Annotated in this window: 14 protein-coding genes and 2 pseudogenes; 8 read left to right on the top strand and 8 right to left on the bottom strand. The window is 40.8% G+C overall.

Features of this window, described 5'->3' with window-relative positions; all coding sequences use genetic code 11:
* The 5 genes and pseudogenes from B2W49_RS00340 to B2W49_RS00320 form a co-directional block, all read left to right on the top strand.
* Positions 1–122, top strand: a pseudogene (locus tag B2W49_RS00340) (IS701 family transposase); the annotation flags it as partial.
* Between the two features lie 160 nt (positions 123–282).
* Positions 283–1,077: a thermostable hemolysin gene (locus B2W49_RS00335; RefSeq protein ID WP_291331411.1), complete on the top strand. Its 795-nt coding sequence runs from the start codon at positions 283–285 to the stop codon at positions 1,075–1,077.
* 28 nt (positions 1,078–1,105) lie between these two features.
* Positions 1,106–2,797: an AMP-binding protein gene (locus B2W49_RS00330; RefSeq protein ID WP_291331409.1), complete on the top strand. Its 1,692-nt coding sequence runs from the start codon at positions 1,106–1,108 to the stop codon at positions 2,795–2,797.
* Entirely contained in the window at positions 2,751–3,605 is an 855-nt protein-coding gene (locus tag B2W49_RS00325; RefSeq protein ID WP_104852394.1) for a TauD/TfdA family dioxygenase, read from the top strand. The genes B2W49_RS00330 and B2W49_RS00325 overlap by 47 nt, the downstream gene beginning before the upstream one ends.
* A 40-nt stretch (positions 3,606–3,645) precedes the next feature.
* Positions 3,646–4,461 (top strand): SDR family oxidoreductase, encoded by an 816-nt coding sequence (locus tag B2W49_RS00320; protein ID WP_180095838.1) that lies wholly within the window; start codon positions 3,646–3,648, stop codon positions 4,459–4,461.
* A gap of 16 nt (positions 4,462–4,477) precedes the next feature.
* Here B2W49_RS00320 and B2W49_RS00315 read toward each other — a convergent pair whose 3' ends face one another.
* The gene (locus tag B2W49_RS00315; protein WP_291331404.1) at positions 4,478–5,815 is read right to left on the bottom strand and encodes a sigma-54 interaction domain-containing protein; all 1,338 of its coding nucleotides are present in this window, start codon (positions 5,813–5,815) and stop codon (positions 4,478–4,480) included.
* A gap of 193 nt (positions 5,816–6,008) precedes the next feature.
* Between B2W49_RS00315 and B2W49_RS00310 the strand changes: the two genes are divergently transcribed.
* The 3 genes from B2W49_RS00310 to B2W49_RS00300 all read left to right on the top strand — a co-directional run bounded on the left by B2W49_RS00310 (position 6,009) and on the right by B2W49_RS00300 (position 7,977).
* On the top strand, positions 6,009–6,692 hold the full coding sequence (locus B2W49_RS00310; protein ID WP_136144181.1) for an MBL fold metallo-hydrolase: 684 nt from the start codon (positions 6,009–6,011) through the stop codon (positions 6,690–6,692).
* Between the two features lie 44 nt (positions 6,693–6,736).
* Positions 6,737–7,519 carry a sulfite exporter TauE/SafE family protein gene (locus tag B2W49_RS00305; RefSeq protein WP_136144180.1) on the top strand — a complete coding sequence of 261 codons (783 nt, stop codon included), beginning with the start codon at positions 6,737–6,739 and terminating at the stop codon, positions 7,517–7,519.
* Between the two features lie 140 nt (positions 7,520–7,659).
* Complete coding sequence (locus B2W49_RS00300) at positions 7,660–7,977, top strand: hypothetical protein (protein WP_004975369.1); 318 nt, start codon at positions 7,660–7,662, stop codon at positions 7,975–7,977.
* Between the two features lie 94 nt (positions 7,978–8,071).
* Here B2W49_RS00300 and B2W49_RS00295 read toward each other — a convergent pair whose 3' ends face one another.
* The 7 genes and pseudogenes from B2W49_RS00295 to B2W49_RS00265 form a co-directional block, all read right to left on the bottom strand.
* Positions 8,072–8,854, bottom strand: a complete 783-nt coding sequence (locus tag B2W49_RS00295) for a hypothetical protein (protein WP_291331401.1) — start codon at positions 8,852–8,854, stop codon at positions 8,072–8,074.
* Positions 8,855–8,857: 3 nt separating this feature from the next.
* A complete protein-coding gene (locus tag B2W49_RS00290; protein WP_291331400.1) occupies positions 8,858–9,115 on the bottom strand; it encodes a hypothetical protein in 258 nt (85 codons plus the stop codon).
* 274 nt (positions 9,116–9,389) lie between these two features.
* Entirely contained in the window at positions 9,390–10,097 is a 708-nt protein-coding gene (locus B2W49_RS00285; RefSeq protein ID WP_026438336.1) for an ABC transporter ATP-binding protein, read from the bottom strand.
* 1 nt (position 10,098) lies between these two features.
* Positions 10,099–11,307 (bottom strand): ABC transporter permease, encoded by a 1,209-nt coding sequence (locus B2W49_RS00280; protein ID WP_136144179.1) that lies wholly within the window; start codon positions 11,305–11,307, stop codon positions 10,099–10,101.
* On the bottom strand, positions 11,304–12,455 hold the full coding sequence (locus B2W49_RS00275) for an efflux RND transporter periplasmic adaptor subunit (RefSeq protein WP_291331399.1): 1,152 nt from the start codon (positions 12,453–12,455) through the stop codon (positions 11,304–11,306). Before B2W49_RS00275 ends, B2W49_RS00280 begins: the two co-directional genes overlap by 4 nt.
* A gap of 212 nt (positions 12,456–12,667) precedes the next feature.
* Positions 12,668–12,979: pseudogene (locus tag B2W49_RS00270) on the bottom strand (Arm DNA-binding domain-containing protein); the annotation flags it as partial.
* A gap of 339 nt (positions 12,980–13,318) precedes the next feature.
* Positions 13,319–16,003: a DEAD/DEAH box helicase gene (locus B2W49_RS00265; protein WP_291331397.1), complete on the bottom strand. Its 2,685-nt coding sequence runs from the start codon at positions 16,001–16,003 to the stop codon at positions 13,319–13,321.
* Positions 16,004–16,009 lie beyond the last annotated feature (6 nt).

The raw sequence follows: 16,009 nt of genomic DNA, 5'->3' as shown, positions 1-16,009 counted from the left end.
AGGGGATCTTTGAAAATGTATATCGTTGGCAGAAGAAATTATTTAGACCAATCATCAAAGACTTCATTGATGACTTTATTCTCGATAAAAATCATCTGCTACCACAGAGAATCTATAAATGATAGTGCGTAAGTCCTAACATATAAGGAGTTGAGTGATCAGCTCCTTTTTTGTGTGCATAAACAACTTTATGAATTGTGACAGTTTGTAGCGACTTAAGTTTTCTTTAAGTTTAGATTTCTATCTTGAGCATTGAGTTATTTTCTATCCAATGTGATGCACATGATCAAATTTAATTTTGATGCTCAATCATCCAGTCAAACGCATTTTCTGGATGCGAATTTTCATCAGCAAAAAAATAAAAAACAATTCAACGGGTATGCATCTGTAGCGCAGCCGTATAAACCACAAACGAACCCAAAACAGTTGAACCTAGAACAGCCACATTTAGATGTATTACACAGCTATGCCTCGGTGATTCAAGCACACACAACAGCACAACATTTAAATGTGACAACTGTGACCCAAGATGCTAGCAAACAACGCTTGGCATTAGAGCATTTTATTCGAGATAAATACCAAAAAGTCCATCAGGCATCCATAAATACTTTTTCAGATACCTTGTTTGCAGGCTATGTAAACCACGACATGCAAGTGGTGATTGGCATGCAACCATTGGGCGCGAACCAAGCCTTTTTGGAACAGTATTTAGATGCACCCATTGAAACCATTTTAACCCAATTGAGCCAAGTGCCTGTAACGCGCGCGCAGATTGTTGAAATTGGCAACTTAGCAGCGCAAGACATGAGCAAAGCCAAATTGATGGTGGCTTTTTTGGTGTTTCATTTATCGCAGAACAATGTGTCGTGGGCAGTTTGCACAGGAACAGCAGCAGTGCGCTATGTGTTACAGCAAATGGGACTGCATTTTCAGGTGCTAGAAAAAGCCAACCCCGAAGCCTTGGGCGATGCACAGCATCAATGGGGCAGTTATTACCAACAGAAGCCTTATGTACTGGCGATTGACGTTGCAGCAGCGTTGGCGGTCACGCAACAGCAATATTGTTTTTATGCCTAAGGTCATGCAGAAAGGCGGAAATTGAAAGATGAATGAGTTGTTTGAAAACCTGAATCACTATGCCCAAACAGACCCTGAGCGTGAAGCAATTGTGACGGCACAAACCACACTGAGTTATGCCACATTACAGCAACGGGTTGAGTTGCTCAGTGCAGAATTGGCAACTTATCAAGTACAGCGTTTGGCGTTGTGGGGTGTGAACCAGGCCGATTGGATTGTGGTCGATTTAGCCGCACGTAAAGCTGCAATGACAGTCATTCCTGTGCCTTTATTTTTTACTGCTGCACAAGTGCAACATTTACTGCAAGACAGCCAAGCCGAGTTGCTGTGTATTTTGACGGATACTGCACAAAGCGATACTCCGTCCAATGTTAACTCGGCTATTGGAAATACTGCTATTCCAGAAGCTTTGTTGGAGATGATTGATGCAGTTCAGGCACAGGTTTTGCCACCATCAGATTTATATCAAGGGCAGTTGTTTCGTCTAAGCGTTGAAACAGCACAACCGCATTTATCCCCAAATTCTGCTGAGCAGCCTACAAAAATTACTTATACCTCGGGCAGTACGGGTACTCCCAAAGGTGTGTGTTTGGCAGAAGCCACCATTAATTCAATTACGTACTCTTTAAGTCAGGCATTGCAAAGCAGCCAGCTTGGGCGGCATTTGTGTCTAATTCCATTTGCAACATTGCTTGAAAATATCGCAGGCGTGTATGTGCCTTTTCACATGGGGCGTGCAGTGGTGGTGGCTGAAGTCAGTCAGTTTGGTTTGCTGTCCAACCATGAGTTTGATGTTTCACGCTTTGTCGATGCCGTGCAGCAATATCATATTGAAAGCGTGATTTTATTGCCACAAATGCTCAAAGCGATTGTGGAATATATCCATCAACATGGCGATGCAGGCTTGCGTACTTTGAGGTTTATTGCCGTGGGTGGTGGCAAGGTGTCTGCAGATTTACTCAAGCAGTGTCAGCAATTCAATTTACCTGTTTATGAAGGTTATGGTCTGTCTGAATGTGCATCGGTCGTGAGTTTAAACCTGCCTGAAGCTCGCAGAATTGGCAGTGTTGGCCGCGTATTGCCGCATGTTCAAGTCGAAATTGCTGCCAATCAAGAAGTGGTGGTCAAGGGCAATGCCATGTTGGGATATATGCATGAACTTGGGCGTGAGCAGGATGCGGTATCAGCCGATATTCACACAGGCGATGCAGGTTATTTTGATGAAGATGGCTATTTATATATCACGGGGCGTATCAAGCAAATTATTGTCAGCAGTTTTGGGCGCAATATTTCACCAGAATGGGTTGAATCGAACAGTTTGAGTGAGCCTGAAATTCAACAGATTGCCGTGTTTGGTGAAGCGCAGCCGTCATTATCTGCAGTGATTTATGCCGAGGAACATCGTTCAGATGCGCAATTGGCAGCCGCGATTTATCGTGCCAATACCCGTATGCCTGATTATGCCCAAATTAAACACTGGTGCCGTGCTGAACAACCTTTTTCTTTAAATAATCAGATGTTAACCGATAACGGAAAATTGCGTAGAGCAGTCATTCAGCAACAGTATCAGACAGCTTTGGCACATCCTACAACGTATTTAGTGGCTGATCTTGGAGATGTTTCACAGATAGACACCAACCTGTCAGTCATCAATAGAGATAGAGAGAAATCACATGAATATTGCACAACAGCAATTCAAACATTCCCCACAACAAATTAAAGATCGTTTGGTGGAGCACGGTTGGGTTTTACTTAGAAATGAACATTATGATGTGAATGCATTTAGTGGGCTGATGAGCAATATTTGCCAAAAGCTGACCTATGACCCTGCACGTGAAAATGTGACCCGACAATCGCAAAAAGTAGATGCGGGTACGCAGGCAATGGGACTGCATATAGAAAATGGTTCAACCCCAATGCCGCCTGATATTATTGCTTTTTTTAGTGAAAAAAGTGCTTCGCGTGGTTCGCAGACTACTTTATGTGATGGACATGAGGTATGGCAAAAACTGCCTGACACACTGAAGCAGAAATTTGCTGAACCGATGACCATCAGCCGTTACTTACCCAAAGCGATGTGGCAAAAGTATGTGGCGACAGCACTCAATATTGCCGATGCCGTACAGGTCGGGCAGCAGGAACTCGCTCATTTTATTGAGATGATTCCTGGACAACGGATTCGTCCTGCGCATGATGAAGGTGTGCAGTATGACTTGAACATGCCGATGATTCGCCATGACAATTTAAAAGCTGTGCCTGCCTTTGCCAATACCTTGTTGGGGCCTTCTTATAATTACGAAAAGCCGCGTTTTTACTTTGCCGATGGCAGCGAAATCCAAGCAGAATTATTGGAAGAATTGGCAGAGCGTTGCGAGCGTGAAACCTCAGAAATTGACTGGCAAGATGGTGATGTGGTGCTCATTGATAACAAGCGCTTTATGCATGGCAGACGTGAAATATTGGTGCCATTAGAAGATCGTAAACTCTATATTTGTATGGGCTTGGGACTGAATCCTGCATTTTTATAATTGAGTTGTATCGAATATCTTAAAATTGAGAGTATCTTTTATGTCAAATTTAACTGCGGTGATTTTCGGGGCAACAGGCGGGATTGGTCATGCGATTGCGCATCATTTTGCTGAAAAAGGCTTAAACTTAATTTTGGTTGGGCGTAAGCAAGACACCTTGCAACAACTAGAGCAAAGTCTGGCGCAGCAGTATCCTCAGTTGCAATTACACAGTCTGCGTTGTGATTTAATTGATGCCAGCAGTCGTCATGATTTTATTCAGGCACTTGCCGCATTAAAACAGCCGATTCATTACTATATTAACAATGCAGGCATGAATGATTTTCGTCTGTTTGCGCAGCAATCACAGGATACCATTGAGCAAATGATGTTGGTCAATGTGGCTTATCCGCTGCAACTGATTCAGGATGTGATTCCATATATGTCGGACAGTCAGCCGAGTCAGATCATCAATATTGGCTCGACTTTTGGCAGCATCGGCTACCCTGGCTATGTGAGTTATTGCGCCAGTAAGTTTGCCTTGCGTGGTGCAACTGAAGCATTGGCGCGAGAGTATGGTCAGACTGCCATTCGTTTTAGATATTTCTCCCCACGCGCGACCAATACCAGTATGAACAATCCCGATGTGATAGAAATGAATATCAAAATGGGTACAAAAGTGGATGCACCTGAATTTGTGGCACAAGAGCTGTATCAATTTTTACAAACAGACCGTCAATCCTATCAGGTCGGGTATCCTGAAAAAGTCTTTGTCAAACTGAATCAGTTGATGCCTAGCCGAGTCGCGGCTGCCATTCAAAAAGATTTAGACACCATTTATGAATATGCAGATCAAAGCAAAGCGACTGATTCCTGATTTTTAAGTTTCCGCCTTATAAATGATATTTTTTTCGATATCGCCATAAGGTGGTTCGGCTAATGCCCAAGGCTTGTGCCACCAATTCAGTTTGCCCCTGATATTTTTCTAGTAAATCCTGCAGCGTGTCTTTATCTACTTTATTGTTGGTTTTGATGGGTAGCTCAATAGGTTGTGGCGTTGCGGGAGCTGAGGCGAGTTTCAAACTGGCATGTACAATTTCATCGGGTAAATCGTGTTGATCAATTTCAATTTTACCTGCCGACATGGTTAAGGCATACAGCAAGGTGTTTTTTAATTCACGCACGTTGCCTGGCCAATCGTAATTGATTAATACCTTCAGTGCTTGCTCGGTCAAATGTGGCGTGACCTGAAACTGGGCTTGTTGTTGCAAAATAAATGCTGCAATTTTAGGGATATCTTGTTTACGTTCACGTAGTGGTGGCACAAAAATTGGAATCACCCGTAAACGATAAAGTAAATCTTGGCGAAATCTGCCTAAACGCGCTTCTTCACGTAAAGCGCGATGGGTTGCGGTAATAATTCTGACATTCGATTTAATCGCTTTTTCACCGCCCAAAGGGGTGAATTCGCCCGTTTCTAATACTCGCAATAATTTGGCTTGCAGTTCCAGTGGAATTTCTGCAATTTCATCTAAAAATAAAGTACCACCTGCAGCACGTTCAAACACACCTTTATGCTCACGAATTGCCCCTGTAAATGCACCTTTCACATGCCCAAACAATTCACTTTCTAAAATATTGGCATTTAAAGCCGCGCAGTTAATCGCAATAAAGACTTGTGCATGCCGTTGGCTGCGTGCATGTACTGCTTGCGCCACCAACTCTTTACCACTACCAGATTCACCACGCACCAAAACAGGAAACTCAGTAATCGCTACCCGTTCAATAATGGAATACATATGCTGCATTTGTGGCGAATCACTATGGAAAAACTCCGCCAAACTATTTTGTGCTTGGGCAGATGGGGTGAGTGTTTGTGATGACACTGTTGCAACGCTAGGCTGCAGAAAGAATAAACATCCTGTGAAATCGGCTGTATGGACACGAATATTTAAGCTGTGGTAGTGCCATGCCTTAGCACTATTCGGGAGTTGCAGCAGACCTGTCTGTGGTTGTGATGCTGATTGTGATTGTAGTTTTAATTTCAATAATTGGTTTTTTAATGTTTTACCCGTAGCTGCAGAAACAGAAGCATCTTGTGCATATTCATAAATCCATGTTTGAGCAATGTCGTCATAAACATAGAGCAAACTGTCTGGACAAAGTTGTTGTAAATGAAACAAAAAGCTTTCAAGACTGGCTTGTTGTTCAAAGTCATGTATCGCATTCATGATGTTTCATCTTTTGTTTCATTATTGATTCAATTGAAACACAAAATGCAACAGATGTGAAACATGGAGGATGATCTAAATTAAACAATATCTCTTAATATATTGTATTTTATTAATATATTTAAAAGAGATTAAGTTGGCACTATATTTGCAAAATTAAGAATAACAAAATATAAAACTCAGTATCTATCTCATGATCTTTCATCAATTTTTTGAAGCTGACAGCTCGACCTATACTTACTTATTGGCATCTGAACAAACCCGTGAAGCGGTGCTGATTGACCCTGTAATTTCAGAGGTTGAGCAATATGCTGCTTTTCTAGAACAGCATGATTTGCAATTGGTGTATAGCTTAGATACGCACGTACACGCTGACCATATTACTGCTGCCAACGAACTCAGAACACGTTTTGGTTGTAAAACTGTATTACATCGTAATTCAGGTGTGGTGTGTGGCGATATTTTCATTACCGATGGCAGCGCCATTCGTGTGGGTGAATTGTTGATTGAAGCACGTTATACCCCGGGTCATACCAACGCCTGTACCAGCTATGTGGTCAATGGCATGGTATTCACTGGCGATGCGTTGTTAATTGATGGTTGTGGTCGTACTGACTTTCAGGAAGGCAACCCGGCGACTTTATATGACAGCATTCATCTACAAATTTTTAGCTTACCTGATGACACTTTGGTGTACCCAGGGCATGACTACAAAGGGCGTGTGTCTTCTACCGTTGGGCAGGAAAAACGCAATAACTCGCGTTTAGGACAAGGGCGCACCAAAGCGGAATTTATTACCCTCATGCAGAATTTAAACCTGCCTTATCCAAAACATATTGATGTGGCTTTGCCTGCCAACAAAGTTTGTGGCAAGTGATGTTTGCACAGCACAACATAGTGATGGAATAGGGGGAAATACGCATGTGGATGTTAATCCTAGAAGGTTTGGCGATTGGTACTTTGCTGGGTTTAACTGGGGCAGGGGGCGGTATTCTTGCCGTTCCTGCACTTATGGCAAGTCAGGGCTGGACTGTGGCGCAGGCTGCACCTGTCGGTTTATTGGCAGTCACTTTGGCGGCTTTGGTTGGCACAGTTGAAGGCTTGTTCAAACGTATTGTACGTTATCGTGCTGCATTGTGGATTGCCCTAATCAGTATTCCATCTGCGCGTTATGGGGTGCATTTGGCAGGTATTGTGCCGCCCATGTGGTTAACACTGGCGTTCAGTCTGGTCATGTTTATTGTGGCGTATCGTATTTTCTTTAATAAGGTCAACGACCAAACTAATCCACCGTGTAAGGTAAACCAAAACACAGGACGCTTAATTTGGAATGTTAAAACGGCGTCTTTGCTTGGTGGTGTGGGTGTAATTGCAGGCTTGCTGACGGGTTTGTTGGGTGTGGGCGGTGGTTTTATTATTGTGCCATTATTGCTTAAATTTACCGATTTGGATATGCGCAGTATCGTCGCAACCTCTTTGATGATTATTTTCCTGATTGGTGGCGTGAGTATTTCAGCACACGTTTTAGATGGCTTTCAGTACCCAATGGCAGTCACCATCACCTTTGTTCTGGCGTGTATTGTCGGGATGTTACTTGGACGTACTTTGGTACATCGCATGAATAGCAATACTGTACAAAAGGTATTTGCTACAACAGTCATTGGTGTTGCGTTCTACCTCATTTATACAGCGATTATGGCTTAAGTCTAATATTTGGATACTATGTTTTTACTTTGAACTGCAGTATTGTGAATAGGTAACGTATTGTTAAGTGTAAGAAAAAGCACTAGACCTAGACCAAATTAAAGATTAGTTTAGCTGAATAAGATGACAAGGAGCCAAGAATGAAAAAACATTTATTTTGTGTGGGTGTCGAGTTCCGCAAAGCATCCGATGAAACAGGCTCTTATGCGTATTTGACCGCATATTTAGGCGCAGATGACTTACATGAAGCGATTGATCGCGTTCAGAAACAACTGGAGCAAGAAGGCAATAAAGTATTGTTCGTTCGTGGTTGCTGGGTTGTCGATGCCGATTGTGATGATGGTTTCTGCCCAACTGAAGAAAGTAATGCTGCCTCTAAAGCAGACCTACTGTTCAACGATGAAATCTATTATGGCAAATTGCAGCAATGGTCAATCAACAATGGCTATGAATACTGAGTAAAATGTTGGCTGAGTAAGATGCCGATGGGTTCAGTTTACTGACCTGTGAATATTTAAAAAACCGCGTTTGAATGATTCAAGCGCGGTTTTTTTATTCTTCATCAACCAAATGAACAAGTACATATTTTTCAAACCAGATCGGAAACTCTCCTTTAAAATCTGGATTAATGATCAATGTATCTCCGTTAGTCACTTCACAGATATAAGAAGCCATATTCTTGGTCGCATTACTTGAGTTATCAAATAAATACGCTCGGTCAGATACTTCAATCGCATCAATCAACATGTGCATAGTGCGGAAATAGCGTTCACGGATTTTAATTTCTTCGACTGGATGACCACCATTTTTCACACGTTGTTTAACTCGGTCCACATTAATATCAGGGTCCTCAGTCGTCACAAAGTATAAATAGGTACGATAGCCTTGCGTTTTAGCATCTCGCAAAAACTCGATTTTACTCTCATGAGACATTACGGTTTCAAATGTAAATCCAACCTTAAGCGTAAGTAACTCTTTACGGATGACATCAAGAATTCGGGCTGCGAGGTAGGAATCAATCGTGTTCCCGCTTAAGTCGATTAAGCTTCCATCAATCACAGGATCTACTGAGAGGGGAGGACTTTTGCTTAGAGTACCATCTGCATTTTTTAGTGGTCGACTTGCTTGAGTAAGATAATCAACCAATATGTTTGCATTAATGCGTATATCAAATTGACTTAGATCAAGAATGGGTGTGGCTTTAAGATCGCGCTCAAGGTTGTCAGCATTCAAAAACAATTTAGATAAACGGCTATCTAAACCATTAATCATCGTACTTTTGCCCGATCCATTTGGACCCGCAAACATTCTGATTCGAGGTGTTTTTGGCAACATAAATTATTCTGCAGTAGCCTCTATGTTACGTTTTCTAATTTTAAAGGTTTTGCGACCATTAAACTGGCGGGCTAGATCAGGGTTCCGACCAGATAACTGTTTGATTAAAACTGGTTTGCCATTCGGGGTTTTGCTGACTAAGGCATCATTTTCCACATAAAGTACTCGATCACTGTGAGCTACTGCAATGAAGCGTTCACGCAAAACGTCAGCTGCAGCTGTAGCGATTTCACTTTCATTGGTTCGGTTTCTAGTTGACATATCTAAAACCTCTAGGTGATTAAGTTTCATGGTTAGCGCGTCAATTCTTGGATTAAGAATAAATTGCTCTATTTAATCAATATATGCGTATTTTGATTAAATTCCAAGAACAGTATGAAGCTAGTAAGTATTATATTTTTGCATTTCTGATGCTATCAGAATACCACATCAACCGTTTTTTAGTATTGTGTCGCATGTAACTTGAAATGCAGATATTTTATTGCTTTTGATATTGAGCTAAAACATCAGTTTCCAGCGCTGAAAACTTTAGAGCCTACTTAAAAGGACGTCCTTCGCCTTGTTCTTCATAAGTCACACCATCTCGAATGTGGTACAAGCGTTTAAAGGTAGGGATGATTTTATCGTCATGTGTGACTACAATAATTGCAGTTTGAAATTTTTCTGCCATTTCGTGTAATAAGCGAATCACGGTCATCGCGCGTACACTATCCAATGGTGCAGTGGGTTCATCGGCTAAAATCACAGGCGGTTGATTAATCAAGCCACGTGCAATGGCGACACGCTGTTGTTCACCACCAGACAATTGTCCAGGCATAGCATGTACCCGATGCTGCACATCGAGCGCCGTTAAAATTTCCAATGCGCGGGCGCGGGCAATGTCATTGGCTACGCCTGCTAACATCGGCAGCAGCGCTACATTATCCAAAACATTTAAAAAAGGAATTAAGTACGGGGTTTGGAACATAAAACCAATTTTATCGCGGCGTAAGGCACTTAAGTCTTTGACTAACCAACGTTGATCAAAAATCACCTCATCGCCCAAAGTCATGCGTCCTTCGGTAGGATCAATCACGGCACCTAAACATTTGAGCAAGGTGCTTTTACCCGAACCTGAGGGGCCAATCAGCCCAACCACTTCACCGGGTGCAACCTGCATATTGACATCTTTTAAGGCATAAAAGGCATTGTCACCTTGTCCAAAACGCTTTTTTAAACCTTCAATTAAAATGCCGTGTGTCATGTTATCCGCCAATTGCTTCGGCAGGGTCAATGCGCAGTGCCATCCGAATTGCAACCAAACTGGCTAACATGCAAATCAGCATCACCGCAATAAATCCAAAAATAGAATCTTGCGGAACCAATAAGACATATTTCGGGAAATATGGTGCGGCAAAGGTTGAACTGATTTTACCAACAGCAAACCCAATTAATCCAAGCGCGAGTGCTTGTTGCAAGATCATCCAAGCGATTGTGCGATTGCGTGTGCCAATTAATTTTAAGACCGCAATTTCACGAATTTTGTCCATAGTCAGGGTATAAATAATAAATGCCACAATCGCGGCGCTGACCAAGGCCAAAATCACCAAAAACATGGCAATTTGTTTGGCGGATGTGGCAATCATTTTGCTGATTAAAATGTGTTCCATCTGCGGGCGGGTATAGACTGTTAGTTGTTGCCAACGCTGAATATGTGCTGCTGTTTCTTCAGCTGAAGCACCTGCATTTAAACGGACTAAAATAGCATTCACATAACGGTTGCTACTTTGTGCATTGAGTACGCTTTCAAGCAAGTCAGGATAAGCAGGGCGGTTATAAATTGGGTTTACTGCAATTCGTCTACGGTCTTGTAAAATGGCAGCATTGTCCTTTTGGAATTGCGCCTGTTGTGCATCTTTCAGCGGAATAAAAATCATCGGGTCACCACCCGAAGACACCATGCGTCGGGTTAAACCCACCACGGTAAAGGTGTTACGACGGATTTTAATACGATCACCCAACTTTAATCCCGTACTCATGTCGGCTACGGCTTCATAGTGCCCGCGGGTCAATTGACGTCCTGCCAATAAATGTGGCGGCCACCCCAAGTTATTCCACGCATGTTCACCTGTTTGAATCCCGACCACCATCGAGCGAATATCTTTATCTTGATGATGCACTTGCATGGTTAAATAAGTAATATTTGAAGCATGCGCCACCCCGGGCATATTCATCACGCTGCGATATAAATCATCACGCACACTTGAAGGTTCTGCATAAGGGCCAAGTGTATCTTGCTGCACTACCCATAGGTCAGCACCACTGTTATTCAGCAGGGCTTTGGCATCATCTACCATGCCGCGATACACGCCAGCCATAATTAAGGTCACACCAATCAGCAAGCCGAGTCCAAAGCCAGTAAATACAAATTTACCCCATGAATGGAAAATATCACGACCTGCCAGACTAATCATTTAGCTGCTCCTGCAAGTTGCTTGACAACCCGTAAACGGTTTTTGGCATGTAGGGGTTTTTCACTATACAGCACCACTTGATCATTTTCGGATAAGCCTGCGAGCACTTGCACATCGCCCGCTAAATTTGAACGTCCTAATTGAACTTCAACAAATTGCGGCTTTTCGGCCACAACTTTCCACACGCCTACTTGGTTATTGATACGGTGAACTGCCGCATTGGGAATGGTTAAGCTGCGTGCCAATGGTGCGAGGCTGATGGTGACTTCTGCTAACTCACCCAAAGGCGGAAGAGGCGTTGGAGGTTGATTAAAAACCACTTTAGCTAAAATTTCTTCGGTAATGGCATCGGCACGAGGTTCTACCCATAACACATGACCTGCCAAAGCATTATTTTGCCGTGAACGTAAATGAATTTGAGCTGGTAAGTCAGCAGCTAAACCAATCGCACTGGATTGATCGAAACGGGCATTCATCCAAATGGAGTTAGGATCGACAATTTCTAGTACGGTTTGACCTGCTACCACCGTTGAACCCGGTTCTGCATAACGTGCAGTGACGACACCTGCAGCTGTGGCCACTAAATTTAAATTATCACGCTGTGCTTGTAAGGTATTCAGGTCTGCACGTGCTTTATTGAGTTCTTGTTGCATCGCGCTGAGTGCCGCCGTTGCCAAATCGAGCTCTTGTTGTTTAATGGCTAAAGATTCTTGGCTGGTGGCATTGATTTTAGCTAGTTGTTGATAACGATTGACTTGTTGCTGCGCAAAATTTTGACGGATTTGAGTGTCTTGTTGCTGAGCGGTAATTTTTTGGATTATCGCACGTTGAGCCAATAAACGATCTTCCAAATCGACAGGATCCATTTCGCCTAACAGTTGTTCTGCTTGTACGTTATCGCCAATATCTACTTTTAAGTTTTTTAAGCGACCTGCTGCAGTTGGGCCAATTTTATAATTATAACGCGCTTCAACGGTTGCTACGCCAAACAGGCTAGGTTGAATGGATTGATATTTGACTTGCGTGAGGGTGACGTTGACAGGGGCAAATGGGCCTGTGCGTAAGACCACGTAAATTAAAAATAAAACCAGAGCTACAATGACCACAATCACGGAAATAGTTCGCTTTCCTAAGGGAAATACCTGCATGTGTACTCCGCATAATTTTTTATCAATTAAGGATAATATAATCTATTTTGTTGTTGTGCGGGGGAGTTATTCGGTTTGGGGAGTGAAAGCGAAAAATGTTTGGAGATGAATAAACCACCCAATAAAAAGGCTCAAACCACTAAAAGTGAATTTGAACCTAGATCGCTTGGTAATACCCCCATTTTTAATTGAATTAATGGGTAGAAAAGAGGTCGTTCAAAATTCTGTCGCTTGCGTTCTTGTTTGGTAATGATTGGATTATCGCCGTGTGAAATATCCTTGATAATTTCTCTCGCTTTTTTTCTTGCACCTGCACCCGATAAATCAGGATATGTACCAATGCCCAACCATGACCTTTTGCCATCAGCTTTTTTATATCGTAGTTGCCACGATTTATTACCATCAGGTTTGACACGAAAATATAAGCCGTTGCCGTCTAGCTCCCGATATTCTTTTGATTCAGGCTCAAGGGTTGCAAGTACGGTATCTGACAAAGGTCTACGTTTTATTTCTGTTCTTTTCATGGCTTGTACACCAACGGATTCAATAAATCTTGCAATGTACATGGTAGTGTACACGGCGTATGTACACTGTAGCTAGTTATATTTAGTTATGTTTGGGCAAGAAAAAAGGCTCAATCCCTTTGGAATCAAGCCTTTATCTTTTAAAACTTGGCATATTTTGCCATGTTTTGTTAGGTATATGGGGTGGCGTCAATTGAACTAAAATCATAATCACATGATTTATATTGGTTTTTCAAGTTAAATAAAATCATGTGATACATATAGTGATACAAAACAAATAATTCTATCTATTCCGACCATTATCAATGTTTAGTTCAATTACCCTTCATGCCAACTTGTTTAAAGATTTCTAATTACCGTCAATATCTGATTAAACGTATAGGCATTCTCTAGATCTGTTTGTTTTTCAAAAACCATAAAATACTTAAATCGGTACTCAGATGAAGGAGTCATTGAATTTGATAGATTTGCCCAAGTATTGCCTAACTGAAGTTTATACTTTGAGTCCGATCCATCTAGCATATTACCTTTTGTTTCTAGTAGGATGATATGTTTGCTCTTAGTCATAATAATAAAGTCAGGGTAATGATTATTTAAATAACCATTTATCGCAAAACCTTTTCCTCTATTTAAATTACGATGCCACCAATAAATATTGTCTAATCCAACCAATTCCGCTATGAAGCTTTTTTCTAGGCTATTTGCTTCAGCCTCCTTCTCATAAAGTTGATATTCATAAGTTAGTGGTAGAACTGAAGGGATAGATAACTTAGGCGATAATTTAAATGAAGGTTGAGCTTTTATTTGAGAGCTACTCACAAAAAATTTAAATTGTTCAGAAGCAAAGCTATTCATCAAACTATCAATTTTTGCTTTAAACAAAGATACAACTTTAGGTAAATTTTTAATTGATGAAATACGTTGTTCTCTAGTCCAACTAGTAGCAATTTTCCTTATATAGGATCTTAGATCCGCATCATCAACTGGATAGAAAGTTTTTTTTGCAAAACTATTAAAAATAGAACTTTCTATTTGATTAATTTGGCTTGTATCTGTCATTTGGGCAACTTGTTGTATTAAGTCTTGAATGTCTTTTTGCTTTAAACGACTAACAACTAAAGTGCTATCATTACCGTTTTCGGTTTCATCAACATTCAACTGCCAAATATCATTCTCAATATTTTCAATGCTAATATTTGAGTCCTGATTAGCTAATTTAAAATCCTTTAACAAAAAAGCTCTTTTTAATGGCTCATTATGATCTTCACCACTATCAAAGAATCCATTATTTTGAACTTTAATTACAAACTGAGGGAGTTGAAGACTTAAAACATCTTTCTTAAATTCATCCTTCATTTTGTAGTCATTCATTTTGATTGTTCCATTCTTTACGCCATCTTGTTGTTCAACTTCTTGGCGATTTATTTCTTCTAAATCTTGTTTTTTAGCTTCATTTTGATATGTGGTAACAAGGTCTGTGATTTGAGTAAAACTATCCGTATTCTCCGTTATCGCCACATTATTTTCAGTTTCATTTGGCTGAATATTGCCCTGATCTAATTCACTTTTAACTACTGGATTGATAGTACTTATGTTTTCTTGAGGTGCTAATTCAAATGTTGAATTGTCACTTTGACCTCGATTATCAATCACTTCAATTTCATCAGCAGGTGCTTTAATATCTTTACGCCCGAAGCCAATCATTTCAAGACTGCTTGAGAGTTGTTCTAACGTTGAATTGAATTTTTTCGAGGCTGTAATAACGTAGCTACACTCTAAAGGAATTTCCTTCTGTTTCCTTGCAAAAGGTTTACGTAATACACGTCCTAATAATTGGGTTACATCCGTTTCTGAACTTCTATTTGCGAATGTCGCAAGAATATAAGCGAATGAACAATCCCATCCTTCTTTTAATGCATTGATTGTAATAATGTACCGTACTTCACAATCTGAGCTTAATAAATCTATTCCTTTCAGCTCATCAATATTTGCTGTCTTAATTTTTATTTGGGCTTCTGGAATGCCTAAATCAATTAAAGTTTGACGGACTTTTTCATAATCCGTCGAGTCTTCATTTGTCTTAGACTCAGCCTGTAATAATACGATTGGACGTACGTAGTCACCGCCATTGTTATGCTGTTGGATGGCTCTTTGCTCTAAACGATCCCGTAAAACTTTAGCTTCTACAAAGACAGATTGCTCATCTTCCTTGTTATAGACAATGACAGGTAATTTAACCATGTCCTCTTTAACTAAAGCAGTAGCGTTAACATAGCTAATAACATTACTATTTTCTTTTGGAGTTGCAGTTAAATCTAATACAAAACTTGGATTCAGATTATTCAGCATGTCTGTTGAAAGCTTTGTGTTTGCATTATGGCTTTCATCTACAATTACAACAGGGCGCATGCGCCGTAATGTATTAATTAATGATGTGCTATCAAATTCACTTAAATCATCTGAAGTATCTTGAAACTCTATAAAACTTGCTAAAGCACCGTTTTCTTTAAAAGCACGACGATTATCTTTATTCGTTGATTTAAGAGCATCGAAACTCATAACAATGATATTTAAAGAGTCTTGTACACTATCTCGGTTAAACCCTGCGCCTGAAATGACTTCTTCACGTTCAAAGACATTGACCCGACCGTTAAATAAACTTTTCAGATGTAGATGATATGGATGGCTTGGATCTTTTAAAGCTTTGGCTGTTTGTTGCAAGATAGATAGAGAAGGAACTAACCACAGCACTAGTTTGGATTTATCGCTGATATAGCTTTGCATAAAATCAAAAAGAGGTGCGATAGCATTTACAGCAATAAATGTCTTACCACCCGCTGTAGGTACTTTAAAACAAACATGCGGACAATTAGCAATATGGTTGGTATAGGTTACCCCTGTAATGCCTGATTCACGCCAATAGCTACTAAAAGCGGTAATCATATTACCGTTATTTTGTTTAAGATGATCTAGGTAGTTCTCTAAATCTTGGATTACTTTTCGTTGATAACTATTTAAATTCACAACATA

Origin of the sequence: Acinetobacter sp. UBA801 (assembly GCA_002296655.1) — a bacterium.
Taxonomy (GTDB): domain Bacteria; phylum Pseudomonadota; class Gammaproteobacteria; order Pseudomonadales; family Moraxellaceae; genus Acinetobacter.
Note: the sequence above shows the minus strand (reverse complement) of the source record. Positions and strands in the feature narration are given on the sequence as shown.